This window comes from Candidatus Photodesmus katoptron Akat1, assembly GCF_000478685.1.
In the GTDB taxonomy this organism is placed as follows: domain Bacteria; phylum Pseudomonadota; class Gammaproteobacteria; order Enterobacterales; family Vibrionaceae; genus Vibrio; species Vibrio anomalopis.
Window position 1 is genome coordinate 336,073 of record NZ_AMSD01000001.1, and the last position, 26,159, is coordinate 362,231.

The following is a 26,159-nucleotide window of genomic DNA, read 5'->3' on the forward strand; positions in this document are numbered from 1 at the left end:
AAATGCCTAAGGATTTTAGCCGAACTAAACGCATTGCACAGCAGCTACGCAAAGAACTAGCTTATATTCTGCAACACAAAATTAGTGAACCTAGTTTAGGTATGATAACTATTTCTGATATACAAATATCACGTGATTTATCCTATGCTAAGGTTTTTGTAACTTTTTTTTCCAATAAAAAAATAGAAACACCAGAAAATCGTTTATCTTTGCTTAAAAAGTATGAGGTTTATATCCGTATGCTCTTGAGTAAACGTATACGTTTACGTTTAACACCTCATATTCATTTTTCTTATGATTACACCTTAACTAAAGGTAGACACATATCAAACCTAATAAACAAGGATAGTTATCGAATTCGTAGTAATAAAGCAAAATATCAAAAAAAGGATGAACTGTTATGATAGAAAACTATCTAAATAGTCGTTCAGTTAATGGAATTATTTTACTTGATAAACCGATGAACATTTCATCTAATCATGCATTACAACAAGTTAAACGGCTTTATTGTGCTAAAAAAGCAGGACACTCTGGTACTCTTGATCCTTTAGCAACTGGTATGTTGCCAATCTGTTTTGGAGAAGCAACAAAATTCTCTCAATTTTTATTGAACTCTGATAAATGTTACATTGCAAAAATAAAACTTGGTGAACGTACTGATACCTCAGATTCAAATGGAAAAATTATTGAAACTCGTGATATAAATGTAACACGAAAACAATTAGATCATTCTTTAAAAAATTTACAGGTGAAATTCTTCAAATTCCTTCAATGTTTTCTGCACTAAAATATAAAGGTTATCCACTTTATAAATATGCTCGTAATGGAGTTGAAATTCCACGTAAAGCGCGTAAAATTACAGTATACTACATAAAACTTCTTTACTTTAAAAAAGATGAGCTCGAGATAGAAATTCACTCTTCAAAAGGAACTTATATACGTACTATTGTAAATGATCTAGGTGAAATTCTAGGATGTGGAGCTCATATTACTCAGTTACGACGTATTGGGTTCGCTAATTATCTATATCATCAAATGATAACATTAGATGAACTTAATGAACTAGTTAAACAGGCTCAGAAAAAAAAGCTTCCTAATGAAACATTCTTAGATTCTTTATTGATGCCAATGGATACTGCTATTAGACACTTACCTAAAATAAATATAGATGAAAAACTAGTAAAACTTATTTGTAATGGCATCAAAATTAAATTGCCAGAAGAAGAGATATCAGCTCAAGGTTTTGTTCGAATAATAACTAAAGAAACTAAAATTTTCATTGGTGTTGCCATGATTGATAAAAGTGGAACAGTAATCCCGAAACGCTTAATATCATCTTGAAAAAATAACTTTTCAAAAAGTAGTATATACAAACTTATTTTTAAGTTATATACTTCTATTTTAATAAACTTAAAGGATACAAGTAATCAAAATTGCAAAGCACTTTTTACTAAATAAAGTTAATGACTTGTTTTTTGTTTTTAATGATAGATAATGTAGCGGTATATATATAAGTTAACATATTTTATTTTATGGCTATGCTACTTATTATCGATAATTACGATTCCTTTACATACAATTTATATCAATATTTCTGTCAACTAGGAAGAAAAGTCAAGGTAGTACGCAATGATAAAATTGATATTTCTGGGATTCAAAGACTTAATCCAACACACTTAGTTATTTCTCCTGGCCCATGTACACCTAATCAAGCTGGCATTTCTTTAGAAGCAATTAAATACTTTTCAGATAAACTGCCTATTTTAGGAATTTGTCTTGGTCATCAGGCTATTGCACAAGCTTTTGAAGGAACAATAGTACATGCTCGTCAAATTATGCACGGCAAAACATCACTCATTGTACATAATCGACAGGATATATTTTATGGATTGAAAAATCCATTTACAGCAACACGTTATCATTCATTAGTTGTTGAAAAAAACACGTTGCCAGATTGCTTTGAAATTACAGCATGGACTGAATTAGCTAGTGGTTGCATAGATGAAATCATGGGCTATCGTCATAAAATATTTGCAATTAATGGAATACAATTTCATCCTGAATCAATAAAAACAGAGCAAGGGCATCAGCTTTTATTAAACTTTATTCAATAACTAAGTTTATTTAAGTAAAACTAACTTTTGCTGATTTTAGTTTATTAATATAGGAAACTATAATGATAAGCAAGAATCAGGTTCAGGTAGTGCGTAGTTAAATGATGTAATGGTTCATAATCCAATAGAAACCAAATCATACTTGCGCTGTAATTATAGAACCTTTAAAAAAGATTAATCTTATCAAAAAATAAATTTATTCAAACCATTAAGCAACTATATATGTTATTAACACGATTTTTGATTTTTTGATGAAGTACAAACAAGTAATGTTCATACTGGAAACTTTTATGCATACCAAGGTTTAGGGTTTATCCTAAACCTTCTAAGCATAATAGCTAAAATCACCTGGTTGTTTAATCTTAATTAAAGCTAAATTCAAATTATCAGCTTTTATTACTCCTGGAACTATCGATGTTACTAGTATTACTAATTCACTAGATAAAGAATATTTTGGTCCTTTTCTACAAATAGTATCTTACCAAGGCCTAGTTTAGTTTTGCAATTAAATCTTAAATTCACTATATGTCATATGTCATATAACAAATTTGTTAATTCTATTCACTATAATTTTAGTCTTAATCTATGGCTTATAATGTCACAATAACCTTCATATCTAAAAATATTTAATAACCGAAATCAACGAGTACCATAAACCACAATAGTTTTACCATGAGCTGAAATTAGATTCTGCTCTTCTAACATCTTTAAAATACGCCCAACAGTTTCACGAGAGCAACCGACAATCTGTCCAATTTCTTGACGAGTAATTTTAATTTGCATCCCATCAGGATGAGTCATTGCATCAGGTTGTTTAGCTAAGTTTAATAAAGTCTGTGCAATCCGACCTGTTACATCTAAAAACGCCAAGTCACCTACTTTCTGACTAGTAACTTGAAGACGCCTTGCCATTTGTGCAGAAAGATGCATTAAAATATCTGGATTAACTTGAATGAGTTGACGAAATTTCTTAAATGAAATTTCAGCTACTTCACAAGGAACTTTTGCACGTACCCAAGCTGTACGTTCCTGATCTTCTTCAAATAAACCAAGCTCGCCAATAAAATCACCTTGATTAAGATAAGAAAGAATCATTTCCTTTCCTTCTTCATCTTTAATAAGAACAGCAACAGAACCTTTAACGATATAGTACAAAGTCTCTGATTTTTCACCTGCATGAATTAATGTACTTTTTGAAGGATACTTATGAATATGACAATGTGAAAGAAACCACTCTAGTGTTGGATCAATTTGAAGTTTACCTAGAACCATAATTTTCACTTCCTTTAATAGGTAGGCTATAAACCTGACTATTCTAGCAAAATCTAGAACAAACTTACTAGAGTAAAAATAATTTACAAGAGCTAGAAGCCAACTTAATATTTTACTCAATAAGGAAATGAAAAACAATAATATTACTAACTAAATTACAAGATTTCCATCATATTATATTACATTTATAATACCTAAATTATATAGCTAGGCTCTATAACAAACTAGAAGAATCAGTAATATTAATTACTATAGAATCAAACAAAAAATATTTAAATTTAGTATTAATTAATTTTGTACTTAAACTATTGACTCAATATCTTTAGCTAAAAATTTACCAAAAATAAATGCTAAACAGATCTAACGGAAAAAATTTGAACTTTGCTTAAAAATATTAAAAGTAAAAACTACTTGCCCTCCGATTTTTTATCACGAGCTAGTAAATCTTTAGCTGCTAAATGCACATTTTTCCCTTGATATAATACCTGATATATTTGCTCAACAATTGGCATTTCTGCATTCACACGTTTTGCAAGCATATAAACCTCTTTTGTATTATGATAGCCTTCAATAACTTGACCTATTTCTTTTTGAGCTGTAGCTATGTTTTGCCCTGCTCCTACTGCAACACCAAAACGACGATTACGAGATTGATTGTCAGTACAAGTTAATACTAAATCTCCAAGACCTGCCATACCCATAAAAGTTTCAAGTTTTGCACCTAAAGCAAAACCTAAACGTGTCATTTCTGCTAAACCCCGAGTAATAAGTGCCGTACGAGCATTAGCACCAAACCCAATTCCATCTGATATCCCAGCACCTATCGCAATAACATTTTTTACTGCACCACCAAGCTGCATGCCTGTAAAATCACTATTAGCATATACACGAAATGTCTTATTACAATGAATTTTTTCTTGTAATTCTTCTACGAACTGAATATCAGATGAAGCAACTGATATTGCAGTTGGCATCCCCATAGCAAGCTCTTTTGCAAATGTAGGGCCAGATAAAACTGCTAATGAATACTGATTACCAATAACATCATGAACAACTTCTTCCAAAAGACGACCTGTTTCCGGTTCAAGACCTTTAGTGGCCCAACAAATTCTTGTGTCTTTACGGAGATAAGGTTTTATATCCCTTAAAATACTAGAAAAAACATGACTTGGTACTACAATCAATAGATCACGACTAGCCTGAACAAGCTTTTCTAAATTAGACTCAATGATAAGCGTTTTTGGAAAATTAATACCAGGCAAAAATCGATGATTAGCACGATCTTTAATAAGTTGCACCATATGGTCTAACTTATGTCCCCATAATAAAACAATATTATCGCTATTACGAGCTAAAGAAATAGCTAATGATGTGCCATAGGAACCGGCTCCAATGACTGCCATAGAAACTTCGTTAGTATAATTATTATTAACATTTAGAACCATTATTTTTTCGTACCTAATTATATACAACTCAATCTATCTGATACTAGATTAAGCACTAAAATATTTTGCGTTAATAAGGTTCTTTTAATAGAAAAGCAGGTCACATTCAGTGTTTTCCTTTGTTTTCTTGTTTCTTTAAATAATTTATAAATAGTGCATCAAAATTTACTGGATCTAGATTAAGTTGAGGAAAAGTACCTTTAATAACTAAACTTGAAATAGTTTCTCTGGCATATGGAAATAAAATATTTGGACAAAAAGCGCCTAAACAATGAGCTAGTTTATTTGCTTTTATATTATTTACAGTAAAGATACCACCCTGTTGAATTTCACATAAAAAAGCTGTTTCTTGTGCATTAGTAACAACTACTGTTAACCGTAATAAAACTTCATAAGTACTTTTGTATAATTCAGAACTTTTAGCATCAATCTCCAATTTTACATCTGGTTTCCATGCTTTCTTAAATACCTGGGAGGAACTTGGCACTTCAAAAGATACATCTTTTAAAAAAATACGTTTAATTGAAAAATTCTGTTGTTCTTGGTTTTCATCTTCAAGAGCCATCATATAATCCTTAAATAATACATTTTATACTCCTTAGAATAAATTTGCTAAATAAAATCAAATTTATTTTTTTAAAAATACCTCTAAAAAAAGTCTAGTTTATCTACCTATAGGTAGCATACCTCTATATAATATTATTAGAAATTAAAGGAATATTATCCTCCTTCCAAGCGATTAAACCATTTTTCAAGACATTAACTTTTTTAAACTTAGATTTTATCAATAAATGAGCACTTTCTTTAGAAGAGTTACCAGTTTCACAAACTACAATAATTGGTCTGGATTTATAATTTATAAGGTTACCTAAATTGCCTTTTTTAAGGTCTAATGGTAAGATATTAACAGAATTAATAATATGACCTTTTTTAAATTTATCTTGAGAACGGATATCAATTATAATTCCATTTTCACGATTCATTAATAAAACTGCTTCTGAAGTGGTTATTTCTTTATATAAGATATTGTAAGATTTAATAAAATGAACGATTAAAGCAAAAAAAAGAGAAAGCCATATTAAAAATAAAATCAAATTTTGTTGAAAAAAATCAATATACTCTTGCATATTCCCTGTTCTTGCAATGTTTAAATAAACTTGATATGGAGTATAACGAAAATACTAATCCAAGGCGAGTAAATGAAAGGTTAATTACAATGTAAATTCATGCTTTATAAAATGGGAAGGCCATTACTTGATCAATATTATCACAGCCTAACGCAAGCATGACTAATCGATCTATACCTAAGGCTACACCCGAACAATTTGGCAAACCAGATTGAATTGCATCAATTAAATGATAATCAATAGGGTTACTTGGTAAACCCATATCTATACGAAGAAGATTATCATGTTTAAAACGCGCTAACTGCTCTTTAGGATTATTAAGTTCATAAAAACCATTAGCTAATTCAATACCATTAAAATATAACTCAAAGCGATCTGCTACCCTTTTATCATTGGCATTGATTCTAGCAAGTAAGGCCTGTGAAGATGGAAAATTATAAACAAATATAGGAACTTGTTTATCAAATGTCTTTTCTACAGCAAAACTAAATAGTAATTGAAGTAACATATCCCTATTTGTTAGCAAATTAGAACTATCATGCAAACCAAACCTCAGTGCAGCTTGTTGTAACTGTTCTATAGGATCTTCCAATGGACATATCCCTAAAGCATCGATAAAAGCTTGTTGATAACTAATACGTTCTGCTAATCTGGAATTTAAAATTAACTGAAGTAATTCATCCACTTCATCCATAAGTTGATGATGATTAAAGTCTACTCTATACCACTCTAACATTGTAAATTCTGGACTATTATGAGAACCACTCTCATTATTACGAAATGATTTACAAATTTGATATATAGAACCAGACCCTGCTGCTAATAAACGCTTCATATGAAACTCGGGACTAGTTATTAAATATATTGGAGTCCCATTAGTATAATTAGGACCAATAAAGGATGTTTTAAAACTACTAAGATGAATATCTGTTACTGTTCTATGACTTAAAGATGGAGTATCTACTTCCAAAATACTTCGTTTAGAGAAAAACGCACGAATATTATTAATAATAGTACTACGTTTTTTTAATTGTTCAATTGTTGCTGTAGGTTTCCAAGTTAATTTCATTCCAAATTATTTCCAGCTTTAAATACTATTTTCGTATTTAGATTATGTTACATTTCTATAGTTTATGGAAACTTGAAGTATAGCCTGATTTAGAATTACCAGAATGACCAATAACGATTAGTATCTATTTTTTTTTGACATTTTTTTAATTGCCAACCATAATCTCTTGCCTGTTCTTCCACTTTTTTCGCGATATTTTTTAAAAATAAATTTGATTGATACCTTTTCTGTTTGTAACCACGTCTGCCTTCATGATATGCAATATACTGATTATAAGAATCCCATTTAGATATCCCTAATTGTTTTTGAGTTTCATTAATATACCAACCGATAAACATAATAGAATTATCAAAATTTGTCCTACTAGCACTTGAATTGATTTCATTCTGAAAATCTTTCCAAGTAGAATCTTTTGCTTGTGCATACCCATAAGCAGTACTTAGTCTCCCCCATGGTATAAAACCTAAAATATACTTCTTTGGAGGACGAGCATTATGCTTATAGTTGCTTTCTTGTGCCATAAATGCCATTGCAATATGAATTGGAACCCTAAATTTTTTTTTCATTTTAACAGCAGCAGCATACCAGTTTGGTTTTTCCTGAAAAATTGCACATATATCGTTTTTTTGTTTTGGTGGTGAACTGACACAACCGGAAAATAAAATAGTACAAATAACTACATATAAACACTTTAATTTCATAACTACCTTTTTAAATATGAAAAATATTCTTCTAGATATTCATCAAAACTTTGAATATCAGTTTTCTCCTGATTAGCCTGAGCATATCGAGAACGAACAACTTCATTTTCTAGCTCTTGGCTAGAATATACCTTATATCGATGATTGAGATATGTAGAACGATACTGCTCTCCCAATCTATAACCTACCTCTTTAAAACTACCATATCTCTTAGTCATTTCCAATAATTGACCTGAAACTGTCAATTCCGGATCATTAATCCAAGAGCTTAGCTTAGTACAAATATCTTGATATTCGGTACTAGAATGAACAATGTCCATAGATTTAGCAATTAATAATAAATCCTTGAATATATCTTTAGCGCACTCTTGAAGAGTAATTATTTTTTCATAATGATAATCAATACGTAATTCAAGTCCTATCTTACGACCTTGAAGAACAACTTTTCTCCAATTATCACAACAGTATATAAATTCAGAATAATCCATGTGATCAGAATCAATTAATGATGCCCATGTTAGAAATATGTCTAAAAAACAAATTTGTTCTTTAGTAATACCAATTGGGCTATATGGATTAATATCCAATGAACGAACTTCAATGTACTCAACTCCAAAATTCTTTAATGCTTCTGCAGGTTTTTCTCCATTCTTAGCTATACATTTAGGACGAATTGGTGTATATAGCTCATTTTCAATTTGTAATAAATTGCTATTCAATTGACGATGCTCACCATTTATTTTGACACCAATTTTTCTAAAATTTTCAGAAGGCATTCTAATAGCTTGATTTAAATCATTAAGATATTGCTCTAGTGTATTTAAACTAATTTTAAATGAATTTTGAAAACTATTGATATAACCAAGGTCACTTAGTCGTAATGATGTAGCTTTTGGTAAATACAAAGTTTTACCGATATTTTTAAATGGTAATGTAACATTTTTATCTTTGACAAACGATGAACATAAAGCAGGAGATGCACCAAAAAAATAAGGAATTAACCAACCAAAACGATAATAATTTCTAATTAATCCAAAATATGTTTTAGATTTACTTAATCTTCTTGAAATATTATCTTGTTCTCCAAACAAAGCATCCCAGAAGCTATCTGGAAATGAAAAATTAAAATGTACACCTGAAATAATTTGCATAAGACTGCCATAACGATATTTTAAACCTTTCCGATATAACATTTTCATTTTAGCTGAATTAGAAGAACCATATTGAGCTAAATTAATATCATTTTCATTGCTAATATGACAAGGCATTGATAACGGCCATAATCTTTCTTTACCTAATTTCGTTTGAGTAAAATGATGCATATCTTCTAATTGAGACAATAACACTGAAATATCATTTGAAACAGGAGTGATAAATTCTAAAAGAGACTCAGAAAAATCTGTCGTTATCCACCTATTAGAGTAAGCTGAACCTAGTCCTTTAGGATGTGGTGTTGTTGCTAATCTTCCATTCTTATAGCAGCGTAATGCCTCACGTTCTATACCACGAGTATACTGTCTAAAAACGTCAAGATTCTTCAGTAGTAAATTGAGTCGAGCAATAAAGTTAGACAAAATTTAATTCACTTATTTTAATTTAAATAGTTAAATTTATACTTAACCTAACTAAATAAAAAACCAATTATTTAATGATAACTTTAAAAGATAATCAAGCCATGCAAAAACTCACCATATATTAGTACCAAAATCTTATGAAACAGCGATATGATATTTAGTCCTAGTCCTATTGCACACAATTGATAATAAAATTAAAAACTTTATTTACTAAACAAAGATGAAAATAGGATAGACTTATATGAACAAGATTTTATGAGATTATTTTTATCGGCCTTAAATCGTTGAATAGATTATTGAAATTAAATACAGAAAAACTAGAACTTATTTCTGAATGTACAATTTTTAACTTATCTTGTGGTTAAAAATTCTACCCGGCTCCTTTACTAAATAGGAATGCTTATAAAGTATAATATAAATTAATTTCAATCAGTTTAAAAAAGGCTAGAAAAATTATTCAAAAGAGCTAACAATCAAATTAAAGAAAAATACTTTTAAAATCTATCTTTCTAATTAAATAAATTAACCTTGCATTTGTTTCTCTTTAATTTCCTCAAGTGTTTTACAATCAATACAAAGATCAGCTGTTGGACGAGCTTCTAAACGGCGCACACCAATTTCAATACCACAAGACTCACAAAAACCAAAATTATCATCCTCAATCTTAGTTAAGGTTTTTTCTATCTTCTTGATTAAACGACGTTCTCGATCCCGATTTCTTAACTCAAGACTAAACTTTTCTTCTTGAGAAGCACGATCAACTGGATCTGGGAAATTTGCTGCTTCATCTTGCATATGATGAACTGTTCGATTGACCTCTTCTCTAAGTTGATTTCTCCAAGCTTCTAAAATTCTTGTAAAATGCTGAACTTGCTCATTTGACATATATTTTTCGCTTAACCTTTCTTGATAAGGTTGAACCCCAGCAAGCGCTAGAATGCCTAGCGATTTTTTCTTTAATCCTGGCAAAACAACACCCCCCCAAATTAACACTAAGTCAAAACGCCGTGAGTAGCTCATTTCAAGGTAACTATTTCTATATAAATAACAATAACCTAGCGAATAAACTTACTGTTAATGTTGAAGGATGATATTATTACTTCAAATTTATATCGCTATGATATAACTTACCTTACATTGATCAAGTTAAGCTCAATACCATAGTATAAATTATAACACTTTTGCTCATTCTTAAACAAACCACCTACCCATAGAACTCATATGTTAATATTCTAGTTTGAATTTAAATAATTGCAAAATAATTATCTCAAACTTTTCCCTCATCATTAATAATTTTTATTTAATCTTGGAAATACTCGAACTAATTTAATTCTGTTGTCTTTAAGTTCAATTATTTCCATCGGATAGTTTGCAATTTGAATACTTAAATGACTTTCAGGAATATCTTCCAAATGCTCTAAAATTAAACCATTTAATGTCCTGGGGCCGTCAGTAGGTAATTCCCATTTTAGCCCTTTATTCAAGCTACGAATATTAACACTACCTTCAACTAAAAAACTACCATCAGACTGTTCTATTATTTCTTCAGATAAACTAGGAGCGATAGAAGTAGTAAATTCACCAACAATTTCTTCCAAGATATCTTCTAAAGTAACTAAACCATTAATATCACCATATTCATCTACGATAAGACCTATACGTTCTTTGTTACGTTGAAATTGAAATAATTGAACATTTAATGGAGTACATTCTGGAATAAAATATACCTTATCAGCAGCGCGTAATAGAGTTTCTTTATTATTAAATTCATTTTTTTCTAACATAAAACGATAGGCTTCACGAAGACGTAATACTCCTACTACTTCATCAATTTGATCACGAAAAAGCACAATTCTTCCATGTGGAGAATGTGTTAGTTGACGTACGATTGATTTCCAATCATCATTAATATCAATAGCAGTAATTTCATTACGAGGAACCATAATATCATTCACAGTAACATGCTCTAAATCTAAAATAGAAATTAGCATATCTTGATAATGATGAGGAATAAGATCTCCAGCATTATTAACTACAGTTCTTAGCTCCTCAGAACTTAGATGGTCACTAATATTATATTGAGTTTGAAAACCTAGTAATCGGATAAAACTATTGGCAATAAAATTAATCAATATTACAAGAGGAGAAAACAGTTTCATCAATATGCTTAAAAAAATACTACTAGCATAAGAGATAGGGCCAGGGTAAAGTGCTGCAATAGTTTTAGGTATAACTTCAGCAAAAACTAATATAATAAGTGTTAATGTTCCAGTTGCAATAACTACTCCAAAATCACCATATAATCGCATACCAAGAATAGTGGCAATAGCTGAAGATAAAATATTAACAAGATTATTTCCAATAAGAATTAAACCAATTAAACGATCTGGTCGAATAAGTAACTTTTCGACCCGTTTAGCACCTTTATGACCACTATTAGCAAGATGTTTTAAACGATAACGGTTAAGGGACATCATACCTGTTTCAGAACCGGAAAAATAACTAGAAATTATAATTAAGCAAATGAGTATAACAAATAATAAACTACTGGAAACAGTATCCAAAATGCATATGTCCCTTATTAAATATTAAATTATAATTAAGCGGACAAGTATAACAAAAAATTAAAAATATTAATTTTAAAATCCTATCCATTTTAACCATATAATTTATATCTAACTAACTATTAAAGAATAATTTCTAGAATGAAACGGCTCCCAAAATAAGCAAGTGTTAACACTATAGATCCAGCGACTGAACACCAAGCAACTTTTTTCCCTCTCCAACCTTTGTAATAATGACCTAAAAGCAAAATGGAATAAATAAACCAAGCAATAAAAGATAATATGCCTTTATGTACCTTGCTTTGTGCAAATATATCCTGAACAAAAATGAAACCAGTTAGTAACGTTCCCGTTAAAAGTATTGTTCCAATAGAAATTATTTTAAATAATTGTCTTTCAACCATCATTAAAGGAGGAAGATTTGGATTAATAACTAATACTTTTTTAGCTTTCAATTGATAATCAAGCCAATTCAACTGAAGAGCGTATAAAGCCCCAACAGTTAATGTAGAGTATGAAAACAGTGCAAGAGAGATATGTACCAAAATTTTAGGGTTATTTTCTAAATGAGTAATAAAGGTGCTTGGTAAAAACATGACTAAAGACAGATTAATAACAGAAAAACTATACACAAAAGGCAACAAAAACCAAAGCCTTATTTTCAGCATTGCTATACTCATGACAAGGGAAATAATAAAACTAACCAATAAAGCTACATTAAGAATACTTAGATTTTGTCCATCATCAATCCAAATAAGATTAGCTACTAAAAATCCATGAAGTACCAGTGCCAACAAAGCGCTAATCAAAGTGACATTAGAGCGAACACCTACTTGATATACTAATCCTAGGATAATAATTGCTGTAGAAAACACGTAAAATACAGCTGCAATAATAGCAATTAAATTGTACATTTATTTTACAAATTTAATGGTGTGATAATATAATTATACCCTGCATCAAATCTGTAGGTTATTGTAGTAGACGAGGGATAAAATCCATAGCGAAATTATAATGTCAATATGATAAGTATAACTGAACGAATAGGTATTGTATACTTTATTTAATTCCTGTTACTAAAAGCAAAGGTTATTAATATGTTTGAAAATTTAACTGATAGATTAACCAAAACTCTAAAATATATCACTGGAAAAAATCGACTAACTCAGGAGAATATAAAAAGCACTATAAGTGAAGTACGAGTAGCACTACTTGAAGCAGATGTTGCACTTCCCGTTATACAGGATTTTATAAAAAATTTACAACAAAAAGCAATAGGTATTGAGGTTTCTAAATCTTTAACTCCTAGCCAAGAATTTATTAAAATTGTACAAGCTGAACTTGAAATGATTATGGGCAACTCTAATGAGACATTAAATTTACTTGCTCAACCACCAGTAACTATTTTAGTAGCAGGTTTACAAGGTTCAGGGAAAACAACTAGCGTCGCGAAATTGTCTCGACTATTGCTGGAAAAACATAAAAAAAAGGTACTAGTAGTTTCTACTGATATCTATCGTCCAGCAGCTATCAAACAGCTAGAAGAACTAACCTTTAATATTTCTGTAGATTTTTACCCATCATTTAACAACCAAAACCCAATTGATATTGCTAATTCTGCTCTGCTTCATGCAAAGAAAAATTTTTATGATGCTCTTTTGATTGATACAGCTGGTCGATTAGCTATTGATGCTCAAATGATGGATGAAATTAAAAGTCTCCACAATGTCACTAAACCAACTGAAATGCTATTTGTAGTTGATTCAATGACTGGTCAAGATGCAGCTAATATAGCAAAAGAATTCAATAACCAACTACCACTAACAGGAATTATTCTGACAAAAGTTGATGGTGATGCTCGAGGTGGTGCTGCACTATCAATACGTAGCATCACTGGAAAACCAATCAAATTTTTTGGAATCGGAGAAAAAACTCATGATTTGGAAGCTTTTCATCCCAAACGAATAGCATCTCGTATTTTAGGTATGGGAGATGTATTATCTCTTATTGAAGAGATACAGCAAAAAGTTTCCAATGAACATACTAAAAAATTAGCTAAGAAATTAAAAAAACAAAAAGGATTGAATTTAGAAGATTTTCGAGAACAACTCAAGCAAATGAGTAATATTGGTGGCATCAAAAATATAATTGATAAATTACCACAACTAAGCCATCTATCTAGTAATATTGAAAATCAAATTGATAACGATATGTTTAAACAAATGGAGTTCATTATTAACTCTATGACTATAAAGGAACGAAGATATCCTGAAATTATAAAAAGCTCAAGAAAAAAACGCATTGCCGCAGGTTCTGGCACTAAAGTACAAGATGTTAATTATTTACTAAGGTATTTCAATCAAACGAAAAAAATGATGCAAAAGATGCGGACTAATGGGATGATGCAAAATATCATGCGTGGTAATTTTAATCTTTAGTTGTAATTATTTAAAAAAATATTGCAATAAATACAAATTAGAGTAAACTTCTTCGGAATCAGATTGAAATATACTGTGTTTATCTAGTAATATTCTTATAAAAAATGCAAAAGGAAGACGTATGGTAACCATTCGCCTAGCACGTCATGGCGCAAAAAAACGTCCTTTTTATCAAGTTGTAGTGGCGGTTGCAAGCAGAGCTACAACTGGTAAGTTTATTGAGAAAGTAGGTTTCTTTAATCCTATTAATCAGGATAAGAGGAAAAACTTATTTTTAAAGACACTGCGTATCAACCACTGGATTAGTAAAGGTGCTTCTGTATCTACTCGAGTAACAAAGCTTATCAAAGATTTTGAAAAAATAACTAAAGATTAATTTTTTCTGAGTTAATTAATAGTGAGTAGAAAAAAATCTCGAATTACTGTAGGTAAGTTTGGTTCTACCTTTGGGTTTCTTGGTTGGATTAAAATTTTTTCTTATACAGATCACGCTAAAAACATACTTAACTATCAACCTTGGCTTATTAAACAGAAAAGTGAATGGAAACAGTTTCAATTAGAACAATGGAGATACTCTTACAAAAATATTATAGTAAAAATAAAGGAAGTAGACACCAAACAACACGCACTTACTTTGACAAATTGTATAATTTATATCCATTCTTTATCATTACCAAAATTATTAGCACGGGATGAATTTTACTACCATGAATTATTTGGTATGAAGGTTGTAACAGTCCAAGGTTATAGTTTGGGTATCGTCGTAGATATACTAGAAACTGGTTCCAATGACGTATTAGTGTTACAAGCGCCTGTTGGGGATGCTTTTGGAAAGAAAGAACGTTTAATTCCCTTTCTCAATGGAGAAGTTATAAGACAAATTTCTCCGAATATTCAAGAAATCAAAGTTAATTGGGATCCTAATTTTTAAAATTCAAGTTATATATAGTTCAGGGAAAGGAATATATGTGGATTGGTATCATTAGCCTATTTCCTGAGATGTTTCGCTCCATTATAGATTTTGGGATCACATCTAAAGCGATCAGGAAAGGAATAATATCACTTAATATTTGGAATCCTCGTGATTTTACTAGTGATAAGTATTCTACTGTAGATGATAAACCATATGGTGGTGCTCCTGGAATGTTAATGCTAGCTGAACCTTTAAGGAAAGCTATAAAATTAGCTAAGCAAACTTCACCAGGTATGATAAAGACTATTTACCTTTCCCCTCAAGGACGTAAACTCAACCAAGCTAGAGTAAATGAACTTGCTTTGTCTAAAAATCTACTTCTTGTCTGTGGTCGCTATAAAGGTATTGATGAACGTATTATAGAGTCAGATATTGACGAAGAATGCTCAATTGGAGATTTTGTAATGACAGGAGGAGAAATACCAGCCATGGCATTAATTGATGCAGTATCACGGTTTATTAATGGCGTACTCAAAAATAATTCATCAGTGAAAGAAGATTCTTTTTTTAATGGCTTGTTAGATTGCCCACATTATACACGTCCTAAAATATTAGATGGTCAAGAAGTACCAATGGTATTAAGATCTGGCAACCATAAAAAAATTCGTCTATGGAGATTAAAACAATCTCTAGGAAAAACTTGGCTTAAAAAGCCAGAACTTTTGGAAAAGCTATCCTTAAGTCAGGAACAAAAAGAATTACTAGCTGAATTTATTAAAGAAAATCATCTACAAAAAATATAACCTATTTTATTTATATCTAGGAATTTTAAAAATGAGTGAAATTATAAAAGCTCTTGAAAAAGAACAAATGAAACAAGATTTACCTAAGTTCTCATCAGGTGATACTGTTGTTGTACAAGTAAAAGTAAAAGAAGGTGAACGAAGACGCTTACAGGCTTTTGAGGGTGTTATAATTGGTATTCGTAATCGAGGTTTAAATTCTGCATTTACTGTTCGTAAAATATCCAGTTCTAATGGTGAAGGTATTGAACGTACATTTCAAACTCATTCTCCGATTATAGACAGCATCCAAATTAAACGTCGAGGTGCAGTACGTCGGGCAAAACTATATTATTTACGTAAGCGTTCTGGTAAATCTGCTCGTATTAAAGAAAAACTGATTAAGAAGTAAAAATAAATAAATTGGGAAATAGAATGTTTACTAAGGTTTCCGATTTACTCAAGGTAAGATATTGGATAATAGTCTTACTATAAATAAGACAAAAAATGGGTTCTATATTTACATACTTAAAAGTATACAGTAAGTAGTAATTATTTTATTATACTTTCTTATTGTTCTTTATTAGCTTGGTGTTTGTTTTTTAAGAATTGTTAAATATTTTTTATGTAATGCAGTAATCTTATATGATAATGCTTTCTCACTTTCGTTATTATTTTTAATTACATCATCAGCAAAAGAAAGTCTTCGTTTCCTATCACTTTGTGAAAAAATAATAGCTCTAACTTCTTGTTCAGAAATATTATCACGCTGAATAGTTCGCTTGACTTGAACTTGCTCATCTACATCGATTACCAAAATTCTATCAACCATATCTTGTAAAGACCTTTCTACTAATAATGGTAGAACAAGTAAAACATATAACGATTCTGCTTTTTCTAATTCTAAACGTATGCCTTCGAGAATCATTGGATGCAAAAGTTGATTAAGCCAATGTTTACTTTCATGATTAAAAAAAATTATCTTTCTTAATAAAGAACGATTAAGATTTCCATTAGAAAGTAAGATTTTTTTACCAAAGTATTTTGCTATAGCTTCTAAACCAGGAGTACCAATCCTAACAACATACCGTGCAATGAGATCAGCATCAATAATATCAATATTAAATAGTTGATTAAAATAATTAGCTACAGTAGTTTTTCCACTTGAAATACCACCAGTTAATCCAATAATATACATTAAATTAATTCTATAACTGAATCGAAATACCAAGCAATAATTGGTTCACCAAATATTAAGCTTATCCAACCTGCTATAACAAGGAAAGGACCAAAAGGAAACGCTTCATTGTTTTTTTTAAATCGAAATTGACTTATACCAAAGCACAAACCAATTAATGAAGACAGAAAAACAACCATTGGTAAATATTGCCAACCTAACCAAGCTCCAAGTGCTGATAATAACTTAAAATCTCCATATCCCATAACATCCTTTCCTATTCCAAGTTTAAACAACCAATAAATATTCCATAAGAATAGATAACCTACTATTGCACCAATTGTAGAATCTTTTAAAGAAACAGGACTAATGTTCATTAATGCTAATAATATTCCAGACCAAACCAAAAATAAAGTTAACTGATCAGGTAACAACATAGTATCTAAATCAATAAATGCAATAATAATTAAAATAAAATTAAAAAATAATAATGAGATAGAAAAAAAACTAAATCCAAAATGTGTAGCAATTAAAAAACTTGTTATTGCACTTAATAATTCAATTAAAGGATAACGAAAACTAATAGAATTGCCACAACTATAACATTTACCTTTGAGCATTAGCCAACTGATAATCGGAATATTATCAATTAATCTCAATTGAGTGTTACATTTTCTACACTTAGAAGAAGGAGAAATAAGTGAATACTCACAATCAGAAAGTATAATTTTATATTCTGGAAAAGATGTTGAACATTCCTTTCTCCATTCATATTCCATAATAATTGGTAATCGATAAATTACAACATTAAGAAAACTTCCAATAATTAATCCAAACACTGTTGCTAATGAGGGAAATAGCCAAGGAAAGTAATTAAATAAACTTATAATACTACTCAAAAATTAACGCCTCATTAATATCAAATCAATCCTGAATCCAACTAATTAATTAACTTAATCTAATATTTATTATTAAATTAATAGATGCAAAGGAAGATATCCTTTATATATTTTTTATAAAACGAAATAAATTATAAAATACTATATCGATATTCAATAATGAGCAACTTTAATAGGTAATAGAGAAATATTTATCAACTAAACAAAAGTCAAGGAATTAAAAAACAAAAAATGATTTGTTCATTCTCACTATAAAAAGTACTAATAAAAAACAGAATTTATGATAATATGTAGAATATAAAATAGTTTTATTAAATTAAATTAATACCCTTTTGATTCATAAATACAAAGCATATTAAGGTAACTATCAGTTAGTTTATTCATTGCAGCTGCATTTGGAACTCGGTTAGCTTGTACAAATAATGAATAACAGATTCCATGGAAAAGTGTTGCTATTGCTTCTGATTCAAGATTATCGGAGATCTCTCCACGATCTATTCCTTTAATAAAAATATTCTTCACTAACATTTGATTAGTGCGATTTGTTGATACAAATAACGGCCAAACCTCATCGCGAGTAGATGCACTCCATTCAAACCAAACCTTTAACCAATAACAATTCTGAATAACTAAATGGACCATTTCTCGAGTAATATTACGCAAATTTACTTTAACATGTAAATCTAGATCAATATTATCTGATAAGAAATTTGAAAATTGACGAACAACATAATTTAGCACATCATCTACTAAATCTTCACGAGTAGGAAAATAATTAAATACCGTAGCAACTGATACTTGCGCTATTTCAGCAATATCAGCATGTCCTCCTCGACCAATCCCCCGTTTTGCAAATACTTCCAATGCAATTTCCATTAATTGCAATTTACGCTTTTGAGGAGAAAAACGAGTGCGTATCCTTCTTTTAAGTATCGAATCCATCTTTTTTATCCTTGCTAATATAAGTTATTATTTTCATTGGGCTAACCTCCCAATAATTATGTATTAATTAATATCTAAACACGAGTGTAATAGCGCATATAGATCAGGTCAATGTTGGAAAGAACTATTTGGAATACTACTTTATGTTACCTTACAAAAGTATTTTGAAATTAAAGTTTATCTATTATTCAATAATTTTACTCATAACAGTTTGATAGGAATCTTCTAATGATTCTTTATTTGAACAACTCATTCCAATATCTTTAAGTTTACCATTATAAATACTATAAATAAGACCATGTATTTTAAGTTGCTGACCACGTTCCCATGCATTTTTTATAATTAATAATCTTCCTAAATTGTACACTTGCTCAGCGATATTGATTTTACATAGTTTATCTGCCTTTTTTTTTTCAGGTATCTTTTTTAACCAATTTTGGTGTTTTAAATACAGTGCACGAATATAAAATAACCAATCATTAATTAAGCCTAATTGAATATTTTGTACAGCAACATTAATACCTCCGCAGTCATAATGACCACAAATAATAATATGCTTTACTTGAAGTATATCTACAGCATATTGAACTACAGAAATACAATTTAGATCGGTATGGATAACTTGATTTGCTATATTTCGGTGTACAAATAATTTACCAAGAGATAAACCTGTAATCTGCTCTGCAGGCACTCGACTATCAGAACATCCAATCCATAAAAAATCTGGAAATTGCCCTTTTTTAAGCTCATTGAAAAATTCAGGACGCTCTGAATTAATTGAATTAGACCATATCACATTATTTTTTAAAATTTGTTTAATGTTCAAATCCTATTCCCTTTTCAATGTTAATTGAACTTTTTTATTCTAAATGCCATTTAATTCTCATTACCTAAAAAGTATAATTTGCTTTTCTAAAATATAGTGTGAAAATTAGTTATATACAAAATATGAATTCATTTACTTATAAATACTAACAAATATCAGTCTATTTATATGCATATTTTTTTAGATAGACAATTATTAAACATTTATTAAGCAATAGAAATTATTTTAATAAAAGGTTGTTTGAATAAGCTAAGTGTAAGAAAAAACCGTTATTAATAAGATGTTTCTTTAATTTTTCTATATTAATATATTTTTAATACTCTTCCTTCCAATTTAATCATTATAATAAAAACTGGCAACCCAAACATTTGAATTAAAATATCTGGAATTTATGAAAAATTATTCCTTATTAGGAACATAAAGATAAAATCCTTTCTATTTAAAACTTTTATACTTAATAAAAAAAGTTTATCTGATTTAAAATTTGACTCGCTAGAAACACAGTGCTATTTTTGTTGCAAAAATAAACTATACATAATGATGGCCTACACATTAGAGTTTATTTCTACAATTAACTATCTATTAGAAAAGAAAAAGTACACTAATAACAAAATCATTGATTTATTATTTTGTGTTTAACCTTCAGGTATTATCTAACAATATTTTCAGTTTAACGTGTATTAAAATATACTTCTTTTTAAAAGAAGTATATTTATTAACTTAATAAAAATCTAAGGTAGGTTCATATGTCTTTTGAAGTATTAGAACAATTAGAAAAAAAAATTCAAACAGCAGTTGATACTATCATACTTTTACAAATGGAAATTGAAGAACTAAAAGAAGAAAAAGAACAGCTAACTAAGGAAAAAAATGAACTAAAGGACAATCGAGAAACTTTAGAACTTAAAACACAACAAATACAACAAGAACATACAGCTTGGCAAGATCGTGTTAGAAGTCTATTAAAAAAAATGGATGATCTTGGTAATATTAATACTCCATAATAATAGTCGACTATAGATTTACTAATCTAGATTCAATCAGCTCAAAGCAAAATTTGCTCTTACACAATTCAAAATCTGAAAAGATATATAAATTCTAAAATAGTTAATCTCTTCTTATAAAGAGTATTTTTTTTCTTGTTTTATTCAGTATTATAATTATAATGGATAATGCTTTCCCAGGTTTTTGAAATTAATAAGTAATTCTTGGAGACTCAGTTTTCCGTAACAATAAGCTTGCTCACCTGGTCAGATCTGGAAAGAAGCAGCCAAAGCATGCAGTTTGTGTACGATAGTTGACTAGAGTCTCCTCCCAACTAGATCTCGTAACCTTTTCTTTCAGATTGGTTAGATTAGTTTATATCTTCAGTAAAATCATTCGGAAGTCTTGTTCTCATATTATCCCAAAGATTTAGGTTTTCTGTTCCATAACGATGTATAATAAATGGAATCTTGTCTAAATTTAAATTTTCTGTTCCTGCCAAAAGTTGATTATAAAAATTCAAAGCTAATTTTCTAGCTTCTGGATTTGAAAAATAGTAGCTACCAACACGATCATATATTTTTTTGAAACCATTAAAGATAAAAGCATAAATTTGGTTACCTGAATGAAATGCTAAACGTTGAAACAATAGATAATCATAAAAATTAAATGTTTTCGCAAGCAAAAGAAGTTGACGTTTTTTTTCATCTTTTTCGGTATTTAATGGATGTTTTTGATAATATTCATTGATATATGAGGATGATTTTAGAAATTCATCCCAGTCTGTTACTTCAAACAATAATTCACAAGAATTAATTACATCTGAAATGATTTTTCTGGCTATACTCTTGCTTCTTTTAAAAGCATAAACAATAAAAATTGAACTTATACTAGTTCTAACTGAAATCAAATCTTCAACAATAGAATTAACATTAGCAACATCTAATGTTATTAATGTATCTAAAATATTTAAACTAGATGTTTCCATAAATTGGTTTACTCTAGTAGGTTTACCATGACGAATAGTTAACCACCCATCACGAGCTAAACGTTGAAGTACTTCACGCAATGTTGTACGAGTAACACCAATTAATTCTGAAAGCTCACGCTCGGCAGGCAAAATAGAACCAGGTGGAAACCGACCATTCCAAATACTTTCAACAATATATTTTTCCGCAAATACTGATGGACTTTTTGCCTTAATAACCATTTATTAACTTCCAATTTTTGTATATCGAAATAAAATCATGCATTACTACCTAGTAAGAAAAAGAGATCAGGAATAAAAAGTTTAAAATATATCTATGAGACTAAATTACTTTAGAAAGCAAATTATCTGATATAGTTATATTAATTTATACTAAAATTTAGTTTTAAAGAAACGTAATCGACTTGCATTACTTACTATCGTAATCGAAGAAAGTACCATCGCTATTCCAGCAAAAATTGGATTTAATAGAAAGCCAAATATTGGATAAAGTGCACCAGCTGCAATAGGGATACCTAGAATATTATAAAAAAATGCAGCAAATAAATTTTGCTTTATATTTTTTACAGTTACCTTTGCAATCTCTATGATTCTAAGTACTGATATAAGAGAAGAATTAAGCAAGGTTATATCTGCGCTTGCAATAGTAATATCACTACCATTACCCATAGCAATTCCAATATCAGACTGAACTAATGAAGGAGCATCATTAATACCATCCCCTACCATAGCAACAATATTACCATTTTCTTGAAACTTTTTGATATATTCCAATTTTTTATTTGGTAATACTTCTGAAATAATTTCATCGATACCTAATTGCTTTCCTATAGAGTTCGCTACTATATTAGAATCTCCAGTTAACATTACGGTATGAATGTGTCGTTTTTTTAAAGAATGTATAACTGCAGCTGAATCCCTTTTAATTGCATCTGATATTGCAACTATACCTACTAATTTACCATTAATAGCAACAGCAATAGGAGTCCAAAGATTATCAAAACATTCTCTAATAGCTACTATTGCATTACTAAGAGAAATCTTCTTCTTTTCAAAGTAATTAATAGAAGCAACTAAAATAGTTTTTCCATTTACTTCTGCAGTTATTCCACGACCTTCTAAATTCTTAAAATTACTTGACTGAAGTAGATCAATCTTATTAAGTACAGCATAATTACAGATTGCTTTTGCTAAAGGATGCTCTGAATATTGTTCAGCACTATATACTAATTGTAGAATATGATTAGTATTCTTTGCTATAAAAGAATATATATGTTGTACATTAGGCTTCCCTTCTGTCAAAGTCCCTGTCTTATCAAATACTGCCACATTAATTTTATTAGCACTTTGCAATGTATCAGCATCCTTAATAAGAATCCCCATTTCTGCTGACTTACCCATAGAAACAATAATGGATAATGGAGTAGCCAAACCTAATGCACAAGGACATGCGATAATCAAGACTGTACTAGTAACTACTAACATATAACTAATCTTTGGCTCTGGACCAAATAAATACCAAATAAAAGCTGAAAACAGGGCTACTAAAATAACTACAGGAATAAAAACAACTAATATTTTGTCAACAAATTTAGTAATAGAAGGTTTAGTGCTTCTAGCTTGTCGAACTAATTGAATAATTTTTGATAAAGCAGTACCAGTAGTCATACTCCTTGCTATAATAGTAAGACTTCCACTTTGATTTAATGTCCCTGCTGAAACTGGATTCCCTGTTTTTTTATAAATACCAATAGATTCACCTGTTAGCATCGATTCATCTACGTAAGAACAACCACTAATAACTTCACCATCCACTGGAATTCTTTCACCTGGTTTTACAAGTAATGACATACCTAATTTGATTTTCCTAACAAGAATTCTTCGAACTCCTTTTGGAGTAATTAAGGTTGTATGTTTTGGTTGTAAATCAATAAGATTTTTCAAAGATCGGCTCGTTTGACTTTTTGCTTTTGCTTCTATATAGCGACCTAATGAAACAAAAGCCATAATCATTACACTAGCTTCAAAATAAAAATGCTGAGCTTTTTCAGGAAATAAACTTGGGAAAATAACTAATAACATTGAGTATAGCCATGCTATCCCTGTTCCTAATACAATTAATATATCCATAGTAATACGTTGATGCATAAGTGATCGAAAAGCATTAACAAAAAAATATTTACCTGATATAAAAAATGAAAAGAAACAAATAACGCCTATTATACTCCATACTATTTGAACTTGCGTTGTTTTTAGCAAAATATATTCGTTTAAATATCCTAAAATCATAAACATCATAGCCATGATGAATCCAATTAAAAAATTTCTTTTGTGCAATTGTTTCTGATCTTGTAATATTTGGTTTTTTTGTTTGAATATAATAGCGGAGTCATTATCGAAAAATTCAGCTTGATAACCAAAATTCTTAAGTACTAATAATAAATTATCTTTAAAATGTTTATCGTTTTTTTCAGCAACTAATAGAACACTTTGTTCAAGTAAATTAAATTGAACCTTTTTAATTTTTGGTATAGATAGAATTGTTTTCTCTATACCAGCAACACAAGCACTACAAGTCATTTCATGAATAAACAGATGCATGACATAATTTTTTTCGTTCAAGGTAATAACACCTTAAGTCTTTTTAAAACAATTTGTCTTAGAAAATTTCTTGATATAGTAATAGTAAGTAATAAAATAGTGAAGTTAGACAACTCTTATAAAATGTATAGAATAACATATATAATACACTAAACCCAATTGGTATGCCTTTAGGCTTCTTAAGTTTTACGATTGTAGAAACTTCTTAGAATAATGTTAAAATCCTTCATCTTAATTCCTTACACCAATTATTTAATTTACACAAAAATTATAGGATATCCTCATGAAAGTTCGAACTCGATTTGCTCCTAGTCCAACTGGTTTCCTCCATATTGGTGGAATACGTACAGCACTTTACTCATGGCTTTTTTCTAAAAAATATGCTGGTGACTTTATACTACGTATTGAAGATACGGACTTAGAACGTTCAACTAAAGAAGCTATAGATGCAATCCTTGAAGGAATGACATGGATGGGACTAACATGGAACGAAGGTCCTTACTACCAAACTAATCGTTTAAAACGTTATAATCAAATTATAGATAAACTCATTTTTGAAAATAAAGCATTCAAATGTTACGCTTCTAAAGAACTATTAGAGGAAATTCGTACAGAACAAATACTTAATAAAGAAATACCGCGTTATGATGCAAACCATCCAAAAATTAAACTGTTAAACCAAACTCCAAATGATAATACTCCTCATGTAGTTCGTTTTCGTAATCCAAAAACAGGCAGTGTAGTATTTAATGATAAGATTCGTGGTCGTATTGAAATTCATAATCAACAATTAGATGATCTAATTATCCGTCGATCGGATGGTATACCTACTTATAATTTTTGTGTAGTCGTTGACGATTGGGATATGGGAATTACACATGTCATTCGTGGTGAAGAGCATATTAACAATACACCTCGTCAAATTAATATCTACCAAGCTTTAGGAGCAAAGATACCAATATATGCACACTGCTCTATGATTCTAGGTGACAATGGTGCTAAACTATCTAAACGACAGGATGCTGAATCTATAATGCATTACCGAAATAAAGGCTATTTACCTAATACACTTAATAATTATCTAATTCGCTTAGGCTGGTCTCATGGTAATCAAGAAATTTTCTCAATAGAAGAACTTATTCATTTATTTAGCTTTAAAGCAATTTCTAAATCCTCCGCTATCTTTGATCCTAAAAAATTACTTTGGCTGAATAACCATTATATCAAAACTTCAACACCTGAGTATATAGTCCAACATCTTCAATGGCATCTAGACCAACAAGGTATTAATAAGGACAATGGTCCTAATATCATAGAGGTTTGCAAATTAGTACGTAACCGTTGTAATACTTTAGTTGAGCTAGCTGATCAAATACATTACTTTTATAAAAAATATCCAAATTTTGAAATGAAAATTGCTCAACAATATTTATCTCCAATCGCAAAAAAACCACTACAACTTGCACTTATTAAGGCAGAAAACTTAGCAATCTGGACAACAGATAACCTTAAAAAAATGATTACTGAAATATGCTCAGAACTTAAAATTAAAACTCACAAGATAGGGATGCCACTACGAGTAGCAATAACAGGAAGAAGTGAGTCTCCATCAATTAATGCAATAATGCAACTTATTGGACAGAATCGAGTCATACTTCGAATTAAAAAAGCTTTAGAATTTATCAATAATAAAAGTTAAAAGAAAATCAAGAAAACCCGATACTCAGACTCTTTAGAGTCTGA

Annotated in this window: 25 protein-coding genes, 1 other RNA gene and 1 pseudogene; 11 read left to right on the forward strand and 16 right to left on the reverse strand. The window is 29.7% G+C overall.

Annotation, left to right across the window (positions count from 1 at the left end; genetic code table 11):
• Window positions 1-2: 2 nt before the first annotated feature.
• From rbfA to O1U_RS01425, 3 genes and pseudogenes are all read left to right on the forward strand, one after another.
• Window positions 3-404 (forward strand): 30S ribosome-binding factor RbfA, encoded by a 402-nt coding sequence (rbfA, locus tag O1U_RS01415; RefSeq protein WP_016503632.1) that lies wholly within the window; start codon window positions 3-5, stop codon window positions 402-404.
• A pseudogene (gene truB, locus O1U_RS01420) lies at window positions 401-1,341 on the forward strand (tRNA pseudouridine(55) synthase TruB). The gene rbfA and the pseudogene truB overlap by 4 nt, the downstream one beginning before the upstream one ends.
• A gap of 197 nt (window positions 1,342-1,538) precedes the next feature.
• Window positions 1,539-2,114 carry an aminodeoxychorismate/anthranilate synthase component II gene (locus O1U_RS01425; protein ID WP_016503634.1) on the forward strand — a complete coding sequence of 192 codons (576 nt, stop codon included), beginning with the start codon at window positions 1,539-1,541 and terminating at the stop codon, window positions 2,112-2,114.
• Window positions 2,115-2,753: 639 nt separating this feature from the next.
• Here the strand turns inward: O1U_RS01425 and crp are convergent.
• The 10 genes from crp to O1U_RS01475 all read right to left on the reverse strand — a co-directional run bounded on the left by crp (window position 2,754) and on the right by O1U_RS01475 (window position 12,780).
• The gene (gene crp, locus O1U_RS01430; protein ID WP_016503635.1) at window positions 2,754-3,386 is read right to left on the reverse strand and encodes a cAMP-activated global transcriptional regulator CRP; all 633 of its coding nucleotides are present in this window, start codon (window positions 3,384-3,386) and stop codon (window positions 2,754-2,756) included.
• A gap of 407 nt (window positions 3,387-3,793) precedes the next feature.
• Window positions 3,794-4,831, reverse strand: coding sequence for an NAD(P)H-dependent glycerol-3-phosphate dehydrogenase (gene gpsA, locus O1U_RS01435; protein ID WP_016503636.1), 1,038 nt, complete (start codon window positions 4,829-4,831; stop codon window positions 3,794-3,796).
• Between the two features lie 106 nt (window positions 4,832-4,937).
• A complete protein-coding gene (secB, locus tag O1U_RS01440) occupies window positions 4,938-5,396 on the reverse strand; it encodes a protein-export chaperone SecB (protein WP_016503637.1) in 459 nt (152 codons plus the stop codon).
• Window positions 5,397-5,520: 124 nt separating this feature from the next.
• Entirely contained in the window at window positions 5,521-5,958 is a 438-nt protein-coding gene (locus tag O1U_RS01445; RefSeq protein ID WP_016503638.1) for a rhodanese-like domain-containing protein, read from the reverse strand.
• Window positions 5,959-6,055: 97 nt separating this feature from the next.
• Complete coding sequence (epmA, locus tag O1U_RS01450; RefSeq protein WP_016503639.1) at window positions 6,056-7,027, reverse strand: elongation factor P--(R)-beta-lysine ligase; 972 nt, start codon at window positions 7,025-7,027, stop codon at window positions 6,056-6,058.
• A 95-nt stretch (window positions 7,028-7,122) separates the two neighbouring features.
• Window positions 7,123-7,728, reverse strand: a complete 606-nt coding sequence (locus O1U_RS01455; RefSeq protein ID WP_016503640.1) for a transglycosylase SLT domain-containing protein — start codon at window positions 7,726-7,728, stop codon at window positions 7,123-7,125.
• 2 nt (window positions 7,729-7,730) lie between these two features.
• Window positions 7,731-9,302, reverse strand: a complete 1,572-nt coding sequence (gshA, locus tag O1U_RS01460) for a glutamate--cysteine ligase (RefSeq protein WP_016503641.1) — start codon at window positions 9,300-9,302, stop codon at window positions 7,731-7,733.
• A gap of 522 nt (window positions 9,303-9,824) precedes the next feature.
• Window positions 9,825-10,271 carry an RNA polymerase-binding protein DksA gene (gene dksA / locus O1U_RS01465; protein WP_016503642.1) on the reverse strand — a complete coding sequence of 149 codons (447 nt, stop codon included), beginning with the start codon at window positions 10,269-10,271 and terminating at the stop codon, window positions 9,825-9,827.
• Between the two features lie 317 nt (window positions 10,272-10,588).
• The gene (locus O1U_RS01470; RefSeq protein ID WP_034411275.1) at window positions 10,589-11,866 is read right to left on the reverse strand and encodes an HlyC/CorC family transporter; all 1,278 of its coding nucleotides are present in this window, start codon (window positions 11,864-11,866) and stop codon (window positions 10,589-10,591) included.
• A 122-nt stretch (window positions 11,867-11,988) separates the two neighbouring features.
• Complete coding sequence (locus tag O1U_RS01475; RefSeq protein ID WP_016503644.1) at window positions 11,989-12,780, reverse strand: cytochrome C assembly family protein; 792 nt, start codon at window positions 12,778-12,780, stop codon at window positions 11,989-11,991.
• A 183-nt stretch (window positions 12,781-12,963) separates the two neighbouring features.
• Between O1U_RS01475 and ffh the strand changes: the two genes are divergently transcribed.
• The 5 genes from ffh (at window position 12,964) to rplS (ending at window position 16,411) form a co-directional block, all read left to right on the forward strand.
• A complete protein-coding gene (ffh, locus tag O1U_RS01480) occupies window positions 12,964-14,304 on the forward strand; it encodes a signal recognition particle protein (protein ID WP_016503645.1) in 1,341 nt (446 codons plus the stop codon).
• Window positions 14,305-14,425: 121 nt separating this feature from the next.
• Window positions 14,426-14,680 carry a 30S ribosomal protein S16 gene (gene rpsP, locus O1U_RS01485; protein WP_016503646.1) on the forward strand — a complete coding sequence of 85 codons (255 nt, stop codon included), beginning with the start codon at window positions 14,426-14,428 and terminating at the stop codon, window positions 14,678-14,680.
• Window positions 14,681-14,701: 21 nt separating this feature from the next.
• Window positions 14,702-15,235, forward strand: coding sequence for a ribosome maturation factor RimM (rimM, locus tag O1U_RS01490; RefSeq protein ID WP_016503647.1), 534 nt, complete (start codon window positions 14,702-14,704; stop codon window positions 15,233-15,235).
• Between the two features lie 35 nt (window positions 15,236-15,270).
• Window positions 15,271-16,020 (forward strand): tRNA (guanosine(37)-N1)-methyltransferase TrmD, encoded by a 750-nt coding sequence (gene trmD, locus O1U_RS01495; protein WP_016503648.1) that lies wholly within the window; start codon window positions 15,271-15,273, stop codon window positions 16,018-16,020.
• Window positions 16,021-16,051: 31 nt separating this feature from the next.
• A complete protein-coding gene (rplS, locus tag O1U_RS01500; protein WP_016503649.1) occupies window positions 16,052-16,411 on the forward strand; it encodes a 50S ribosomal protein L19 in 360 nt (119 codons plus the stop codon).
• Between the two features lie 171 nt (window positions 16,412-16,582).
• Here the strand turns inward: rplS and coaE are convergent, their stop codons facing one another.
• The 4 genes from coaE to can form a co-directional block, all read right to left on the reverse strand.
• Window positions 16,583-17,197 carry a dephospho-CoA kinase gene (gene coaE / locus O1U_RS01505; protein WP_016503650.1) on the reverse strand — a complete coding sequence of 205 codons (615 nt, stop codon included), beginning with the start codon at window positions 17,195-17,197 and terminating at the stop codon, window positions 16,583-16,585.
• Window positions 17,197-18,063, reverse strand: coding sequence for a prepilin peptidase (locus tag O1U_RS01510; protein WP_040356517.1), 867 nt, complete (start codon window positions 18,061-18,063; stop codon window positions 17,197-17,199). The genes coaE and O1U_RS01510 overlap by 1 nt, the downstream gene beginning before the upstream one ends.
• Before the next feature lie 333 nt (window positions 18,064-18,396).
• Window positions 18,397-19,017, reverse strand: a complete 621-nt coding sequence (locus O1U_RS01515) for a LuxR/HapR/OpaR family quorum-sensing transcriptional regulator (protein ID WP_016503652.1) — start codon at window positions 19,015-19,017, stop codon at window positions 18,397-18,399.
• Window positions 19,018-19,201: 184 nt separating this feature from the next.
• On the reverse strand, window positions 19,202-19,843 hold the full coding sequence (gene can, locus O1U_RS01520; RefSeq protein WP_016503653.1) for a carbonate dehydratase: 642 nt from the start codon (window positions 19,841-19,843) through the stop codon (window positions 19,202-19,204).
• 746 nt (window positions 19,844-20,589) lie between these two features.
• Between can and zapB the strand changes: the two genes are divergently transcribed.
• Together zapB and ffs are read left to right on the forward strand one after the other, a co-directional pair.
• A complete protein-coding gene (gene zapB, locus O1U_RS01525) occupies window positions 20,590-20,847 on the forward strand; it encodes a cell division protein ZapB (RefSeq protein ID WP_016503654.1) in 258 nt (85 codons plus the stop codon).
• A gap of 209 nt (window positions 20,848-21,056) precedes the next feature.
• Window positions 21,057-21,150: signal recognition particle sRNA small type (gene ffs, locus O1U_RS04755), an RNA gene on the forward strand.
• A 47-nt stretch (window positions 21,151-21,197) separates the two neighbouring features.
• Here ffs and fadR read toward each other — a convergent pair.
• Both fadR and O1U_RS01535 read right to left on the reverse strand, forming a co-directional pair.
• Complete coding sequence (gene fadR / locus O1U_RS01530) at window positions 21,198-22,037, reverse strand: fatty acid metabolism transcriptional regulator FadR (protein WP_016503655.1); 840 nt, start codon at window positions 22,035-22,037, stop codon at window positions 21,198-21,200.
• A gap of 150 nt (window positions 22,038-22,187) precedes the next feature.
• The gene (locus tag O1U_RS01535) at window positions 22,188-24,437 is read right to left on the reverse strand and encodes a heavy metal translocating P-type ATPase (RefSeq protein ID WP_016503656.1); all 2,250 of its coding nucleotides are present in this window, start codon (window positions 24,435-24,437) and stop codon (window positions 22,188-22,190) included.
• Between the two features lie 262 nt (window positions 24,438-24,699).
• Here O1U_RS01535 and gltX point away from each other — a divergent pair, with 262 nt between their 5' ends.
• Window positions 24,700-26,115 carry a glutamate--tRNA ligase gene (gene gltX / locus O1U_RS01540; RefSeq protein ID WP_016503657.1) on the forward strand — a complete coding sequence of 472 codons (1,416 nt, stop codon included), beginning with the start codon at window positions 24,700-24,702 and terminating at the stop codon, window positions 26,113-26,115.
• The last annotated feature ends 44 nt before the right edge of the window (window positions 26,116-26,159 follow it).